This is a genomic window from Lysinibacillus mangiferihumi, assembly GCF_003049665.1.
In the GTDB taxonomy this organism is placed as follows: domain Bacteria; phylum Bacillota; class Bacilli; order Bacillales_A; family Planococcaceae; genus Lysinibacillus; species Lysinibacillus mangiferihumi.
The window spans coordinates 1-2,725 of record NZ_PYWM01000080.1 but is presented as its reverse complement, the minus strand read 5'-3'; the positions used below and the strand labels follow the sequence as shown (position 1 = coordinate 2,725).

Below are 2,725 nucleotides of genomic sequence, written 5' to 3'. Positions count from 1 at the left end.
GCCTCTAATTTAAATTCTTTGTCATAACTTTTTCGTTTTGTCATCTTAGACACTCCTAGTAAATTGTTAAGATTATTATACTTTATAAACTCCCAATTCACTGTGTCCATAATTTAGACTAACATCATTTCATCCAAATTATTTAGATCCTCAATAAAATTTTCGTAATCCAGATTTAAACGATCTAAAATTAATTTATACGTTTCTGCACTCGGAATTACATGACAATTTTCAATCCTACTTAAATAGGATGGAGTACATATACCCTCACTTATTTCCTCTTGTGTAAATCCTAATCTCCGTCTAGTAATTTTAATTAAAGGACCAAAATCATAATCCCTTTTTTTCATATAATTCTCCCCTTTTTTATGTAATTTTTATTAAAAAACACTCTTTAATGCCCATCTACTTTATTAATTGTTAAATGGTTTTTTGATTTGCTAATTAATATAATAATTAAAAAGATAGGAGGTGTTATTATGAACAAAGTATTAGAGCTACTACGTTTACCGGCTGAGAAGACAGAAAAAAATGTGCGAATGGCTAAATCTACAAAATGCATAGAAAGAACAACTAAAACAACATTATAATTACTGTAAAACCAGAAAATCCTAAAAAGTTGAATTTTCTACAAACTAAAATATCAGTATGATTAATGTATAAACAATCATACTGATATTTTTTAATTTATTCCAGAATCTTAAATAAATTTAGTGACAGAAGGAGTATTTGACGATGGATAAATTACAAGTAAAAGATTTTCTATACGGCAGTAAGAAGCACCAGCTAAAATTAACAGAAAATATAATCCCTTCATTAAACATTAAAAATGTTGCAAATTTTGAAGAAAGTTTCTTTTCTATATATCATTTATATATTTACAAAAAAGCAATCTTACCAAGACAAGGTTGGAAAATTCATATTTCTTGTACAAAATTTAATTATCAAAAAGTTTTAGATATTGTTTACAAATTTTGTATAGAAAATAACATAAGCTTCAAATTTATTTATAATAAATCCGAATTCTCTTACTGTATATCTGGTGAAAATTCCCCATTACAGATAGGTAAATTTATTACAATCTATCCTAGTGATAAAAGTCATTTCAAATATATTATTCATTCATTATACAAGCTATTAGAAAACTTCAAAGGACCCTATGTCTTATCTGATAAGCGCTATAAAAATTCGAACATTTATTATAGATATGGAGTAATTGAATCGGATAGTGATTACTTAATTGCGCCTAATGGAGATAAAATTTTAGATAATCGTCGTTTTTATTCTGTTCCTTCTTTTGAAGAAGAACCGTTTACAAATGAAAACTCTTTCGAACTAGTAAATAATTACATTGATAAAATTATTTTTCCAAAAAGAATTATTCATCAATCGGCATCAGGGAATGTATATTTTTCAATATATAACGGAAAAAATGCAATTCTAAAAGAAGCTAGGTCGTATGTTACAGGTATATGGGGTACAGCCATTGATGACTTGAAAAATGAAATTAAAATACTGAATAAACTAAAAGGAATTCCAGGTATTCCAAAAATATATAGTGAATTTATTGAGTGGGAAAACTTTTTTGTTATACAAGAATACATCGATGGGGTTACTTTCACTGAAATAAGAGCAGATGTGACACTTTATAAAGATATAACCCTTCATAAAATTATTAAGGAATCTATCGTATTATTAGAAAAAATACACCAAAAGAATATTATATTAAACGATATAAGCCCAAATAATTTTATGTTATCTAGAAAAAACAAACCTTATGTTTGGGTTTGTGATTTTGGTTCTTCTTATATTTATAATGAATATTCTCTATCCCATTTTAAATTGGGATCTACAGAAGGTTATTATGATAATACTCTTGCTAATTTAACTGCATTCGAATCTGATTATCATAAATTAGGTTATTTACTAATGAATTTTATATTTCCTTCTAATAGATTAAACTATATTGATTCAAGTGGAGCATCCTCATTAAAACAATTTAATTTATACTGTATTGATAATGAAGTTCCAATATCTGTTTGTAAAATAATAAATCTTTTAATTAACCAAAATGAAGGTTGGAAAGAAGAACTGTCTACAATATTAAAAAATATTGATTCTAGGGTAAGTTTAAATAAAGAACCTATTCCTAAAAGAAAAGTTTTACTAGAAAGAATAAAAAGATCATACTTAAAGAATCTAAACACTATTGAATCTGTTTATTATAAATATTTCAATGAATATTACCTATCACCACCCAATACCTCTTTTTTTAATATTTTATCTGGTTTCTACTTACCAACATTGATAGCTGGAATTAATAAACCTGATTTATTATTACCGAAAGATATAACTTTAGGAGGAATAAATAATAGTAACCTAGGATTTTTATTAAATCCTCATTTAAAAAAAGAGTTCTTTTTAAAGAAAACACTAGATTTAGACATAATAAATTGGTTGAAAAATTCTACTGATTTAAGTATTTCAAATGGAATAACAGGTTTTGGGATAATATTAATGCTAAGTGATTCTAATAAGAAAATCTTTGAAGTAGATGTTTATTTAAGCATTATAGATAATAAAATAAATATTAGAAAATTTGGATGGTCTACACTTAACTAAACAACTTTCATAAGGGGTATACTAAAAATATTAGAACCCTTAGGAGCGTGTACCTTATGAGAAGAGAACGTCGAACTTATACCCCTGAATTCAAGTTACAATT

General features: G+C 25.9%; 2 protein-coding genes. One reads left to right on the top strand and one right to left on the bottom strand.

Annotated elements, in window-relative coordinates:
- Positions 1-113: 113 nt before the first annotated feature.
- Positions 114-350: a helix-turn-helix domain-containing protein gene (locus C9J37_RS27325; RefSeq protein ID WP_107897916.1), complete on the bottom strand. Its 237-nt coding sequence runs from the start codon at positions 348-350 to the stop codon at positions 114-116.
- Positions 351-735: 385 nt separating this feature from the next.
- Between C9J37_RS27325 and C9J37_RS27320 the strand changes: the two genes are divergently transcribed.
- Positions 736-2,622: a class III lanthionine synthetase LanKC N-terminal domain-containing protein gene (locus tag C9J37_RS27320; RefSeq protein ID WP_107897915.1), complete on the top strand. Its 1,887-nt coding sequence runs from the start codon at positions 736-738 to the stop codon at positions 2,620-2,622.
- Positions 2,623-2,725 lie beyond the last annotated feature (103 nt).